This window comes from Prevotella sp. HMSC077E09, from assembly GCF_001814685.1.
In the GTDB taxonomy this organism is placed as follows: domain Bacteria; phylum Bacteroidota; class Bacteroidia; order Bacteroidales; family Bacteroidaceae; genus Prevotella; species Prevotella oris.
Window position 1 is genome coordinate 1 of the sequence record NZ_KV817582.1, and the last position, 3,491, is coordinate 3,491.

Sequence of the window (3,491 nt, forward strand, 5' to 3'; positions counted from 1 at the left end):
TTTCCCGAAAACTGATGATTTACTCTCGTATCTGAATGAATTTCCCGAAAAGCGAAGAAAAGACCATCTCTCTACTCAGAAACGAGTTTTGAAATGGTCTTTTCTTATTGGTTTGTTTTAGGTAAGACTTTCAAAAAGGCATTTGTATTTTACAACAGCCTTTCTTTAAATAAAGTTGTTCTTATTTATTCGATAACAACGAGCGGGTCTTCTTCAAGCACGGTTTGGCCGACCTTGACACAGATTGCAGTAATTTTTCCGTCTTTTTCAGCTTCGATGTTATTGGCCATCTTCATAGCCTCAAGTACGACGACTGCATCTCCGGCCTTTACTTCCTGACCTACTTCTACGTTGATAGCTGTAATCGTGCCTGGAAGCGGAGCCTTGACAGCGTTGTTGGTATTGACATTGGCGGCGGGAGCAGCCTCTGACTCTTCGGTCTGGGCAGGTTTACCCAATACGACTTTCTTCTTCTCCGGTTCTGCTTCTTTCTCCATCTGAACCTTGAAATCGTCGCCATTTACAGTTACATGGGCAACATTATTCTCGTCTATTTCACCGATGGTTACGTTGTATTCCTTACCATCGATTGTATATTTAAACTCTTTCATATTCTGTTATGGTTTTTTGGTTAATGACAGGAACTTGGCATTCCATAGCGTATGGTGTGGCTCAATCGTGATTTTGCCAGGTTCATAGTCGTGTACATTATTGCCTTCAAACTCATAGAGTGCCATGGCAATAGCCGCATATATATTCTTATCCATCGTTTGTTACGTTATTGTTTTTCGTTTTCAACCCGGATTACATGGGCATGCAGGCATGCTTCTTGGCAGGAATATTCTGGCGCTTGGTTGCGAGTTGAGCCAGACCACGACAAATGCGGAAGCGCGTGTTACGTGGTTCGATGACATCATCAATATAACCATACTGGGCAGCCTGATATGGATTGGCAAATGTCTCGGTGTAATCTTCCTCCTTTTCAGCAAGGAAAGCCTTGACATCTCCACCTTCTTCTTTGATTTTCTTCGCTTCCTTACCACAGAGAATTGCTACGGCACCGCTTGCACCCATTACAGCAATCTCGGCTGATGGCCATGCGAAGTTGAGGTCGGAACGGAGTTGTTTGCAGCCCATCACAATGTGTGAACCGCCATAGCTCTTGCGGAGATTGATTGTAATCTTTGGAACTGTGGCTTCACCATAAGCGTAGAGCAACTGTGCTCCATGCAGAATGACAGCGTTATATTCCTGTCCCGTACCCGGCAGGAAGCCCGGAACGTCTACCAAACTGACGATTGGAATGTTGAAAGCATCGCAGAAACGTACGAAGCGTGCACCCTTGCGGCTGGCATTAACGTCTAGAACACCGGCATAAGCTGCAGGTTGGTTGGCAACAATGCCTACGCTCTGGCCGTTGAAACGTGCAAAGCCCGTGATGATATTCTTAGCAAACTTAGGCTGAATTTCAAAGAATTCTCCGTTGTCAACAACAGCGCTGATGACCTTATACATATCGTATGCCTGGTTGGGATCCTCCGGAATAATTTCGTTGAGCAGGTCTTCCTTGCGGTCGATGGGGTCGTCGCACTCAACACGAGGAGCATTTTCGGTGTTGTTGGAAGGGATGTAAGAGAGGAGTGTCTTGATGAGTTCCATGCACTCTTCTTCGGTCTTTGCCGTGAAATGTGTAACACCACTCTTGCTTGCATGAACGCTTGCACCACCTAAGTGCTCGGCATCGATTTCTTCTCCCGTAACAGTTTTAACAACCTTCGGCCCTGTCAGGAACATGTAAGAAGTTCCTTCTGTCATGATAGTGAAGTCGGTCAGTGCCGGAGAATATACAGCACCACCGGCGCATGGCCCCATGATTGCACTGATCTGAGGGATTACACCGCTGGCAAGAATATTGCGTTCGAAGATTTCACCAAAGCCTGCCAATGCAGAAATACCTTCTTGAATTCGTGCACCACCAGAGTCATTCATGCCGATAACGGGCGCTCCCATCTTCATTGCCATGTCCATGACTTTACAGATTTTCTGCGCCATTGTTTCAGACAAGGAACCGCCATTGACTGTAAAATCCTGTGCATAAAGATAAACCAAGCGACCATTGACGGTTGCAGAACCAGCAACAACACCATCGCCTAAGAATTGCTTCTTTTCCATGCCGAAGTTGTGGCAACGGTGCAGTTTGAACATATCATATTCCTCGAAGCTGCCTTCGTCAACTAACATTTCGATACGTTCGCGCGCAGTATATTTACCACGTTCGTGCTGCTTGTCGATAGCTTTCTGACCACCGCCAAGGCGTGCCTCTTCGCGTTTTGCAATAAGCTGCTTGATTTTTTCTACTTGCTTACTCATAAGTTTTTATCAATTAATTTTTTATAGTCATAATGCAAAAAAGGTAACCAAATTCTGATTACGCAATAGTTCTGCCTGCAAAGGTAGTAAAAAAAATAAAAAGGGAAAAAGTAGAATGGTTAAAAAGCAAAAAATACCAACATTGCGTTGTACCACTCTCTGTTGGTCTGCGTGCTTAGTCATAACAAAATCATTCGTGACTCGGCAGGTCTGTTGGTTTATGCCTCTATATTAAAGGTATTACAGAGAGAAAGCCCGTCGTCGGTCGACGAAATGCAGAAAATGCAGGAAAACGCTCGTCGTCGGCCGACGAAATGCAGAAAATGCAGGAAAATGCCCATCGTCGGTCGACGAAACGCGAAAATCGCAGAAAGAAGCCCGTCGTCGGTCGACGAAATGCGAAAATCGCGAAAAAACATCCGTCGTCGGTCGACGAAATGCAGGATTTACTGAAAATCATTCGTCATCCATGGATGAAAATGAAAAAGAGGCAAAAAATGCCCGTTATCCGTGGATGAAAGTGGAAAAATGGTAAAAATCATTTGTCATCCGTGGATGAAAGCGAAAAAGAGACAAAAGATGCCTTTCATCCATGGATGAAAGTGAGAAAACACTGAAAATCGGCTTTCGGCCATGGCCGAAGAGTAGAAAACAGCAAAAAGAGCGTTTCGGCCGTGGCCGAAAAACGAAAAACGGCGAAAACTACATTTCGGTCGCGGCAGAAAGCTTAAAAATGAAAAAAACTGCGTTTCGGCCACGGCCGAAATTGAAAAAACGCTGAAAATCACATTTCCAACCCCTTGGAAGCAGAAAAAATGCCTCAAAACAGCTTTCTCGCCCTACGGGAAACATAAAAACAGCCTCAAAACGACTTTACCACCCTACGGGAAACATAAAAATAGCCTCAAAACGGCTTTCTCGCCCTACGAGAAATGCAAAAACAGCCTCAAAACGGCTTTCTCGCCCTGCGGGAAACATAAAAATAGCCTCAAAACGGCTTTAACGCCCTACGGGAAATGCAAAAACAGCCTCAAAACGACTTTAACGCCCTACGGGAAACACAAAAACAGCCTCAAAACGGTTTTACCGCCCTACGGGAAATGCAAAAACACCCTCAAAAT

At 44.9% G+C, this 3,491-nt stretch carries 4 protein-coding genes; 1 reads left to right on the forward strand and 3 read right to left on the reverse strand.

What is annotated here, in order from left to right; genetic code table 11:
- Nucleotides 1-185: 185 nt before the first annotated feature.
- The 3 genes from HMPREF2983_RS10110 to HMPREF2983_RS10115 are packed head-to-tail and all read right to left on the reverse strand — an operon-like array spanning nucleotide 186 to nucleotide 2,370.
- Nucleotides 186-611 carry an acetyl-CoA carboxylase biotin carboxyl carrier protein gene (locus tag HMPREF2983_RS10110; RefSeq protein ID WP_070668043.1) on the reverse strand — a complete coding sequence of 142 codons (426 nt, stop codon included), beginning with the start codon at nucleotides 609-611 and terminating at the stop codon, nucleotides 186-188.
- A 6-nt stretch (nucleotides 612-617) separates the two neighbouring features.
- Nucleotides 618-767, reverse strand: a complete 150-nt coding sequence (locus tag HMPREF2983_RS14060) for a hypothetical protein (protein ID WP_004370947.1) — start codon at nucleotides 765-767, stop codon at nucleotides 618-620.
- Between the two features lie 37 nt (nucleotides 768-804).
- Nucleotides 805-2,370 (reverse strand): acyl-CoA carboxylase subunit beta, encoded by a 1,566-nt coding sequence (locus HMPREF2983_RS10115; RefSeq protein WP_004376119.1) that lies wholly within the window; start codon nucleotides 2,368-2,370, stop codon nucleotides 805-807.
- A 592-nt stretch (nucleotides 2,371-2,962) separates the two neighbouring features.
- Here HMPREF2983_RS10115 and HMPREF2983_RS10125 point away from each other — a divergent pair.
- Complete coding sequence (locus HMPREF2983_RS10125) at nucleotides 2,963-3,151, forward strand: hypothetical protein (protein WP_070668047.1); 189 nt, start codon at nucleotides 2,963-2,965, stop codon at nucleotides 3,149-3,151.
- The last annotated feature ends 340 nt before the right edge of the window (nucleotides 3,152-3,491 follow it).

Bases quoted from the DNA above. Each gene is read 5' to 3' on its own strand.
- HMPREF2983_RS10110 (WP_070668043.1), bottom strand. From the start codon at position 611: ATGAAAGAGTTTAAATATACAATCGATGGTAAGGAATACAACGTAACC.
- HMPREF2983_RS14060 (WP_004370947.1), bottom strand. From the start codon at position 767: ATGGATAAGAATATATATGCGGCTATTGCCATGGCACTCTATGAGTTT.
- HMPREF2983_RS10115 (WP_004376119.1), bottom strand. From the start codon at position 2,370: ATGAGTAAGCAAGTAGAAAAAATCAAGCAGCTTATTGCAAAACGCGAA.
- HMPREF2983_RS10125 (WP_070668047.1), top strand. From the start codon at position 2,963: ATGGATGAAAGTGAGAAAACACTGAAAATCGGCTTTCGGCCATGGCCG.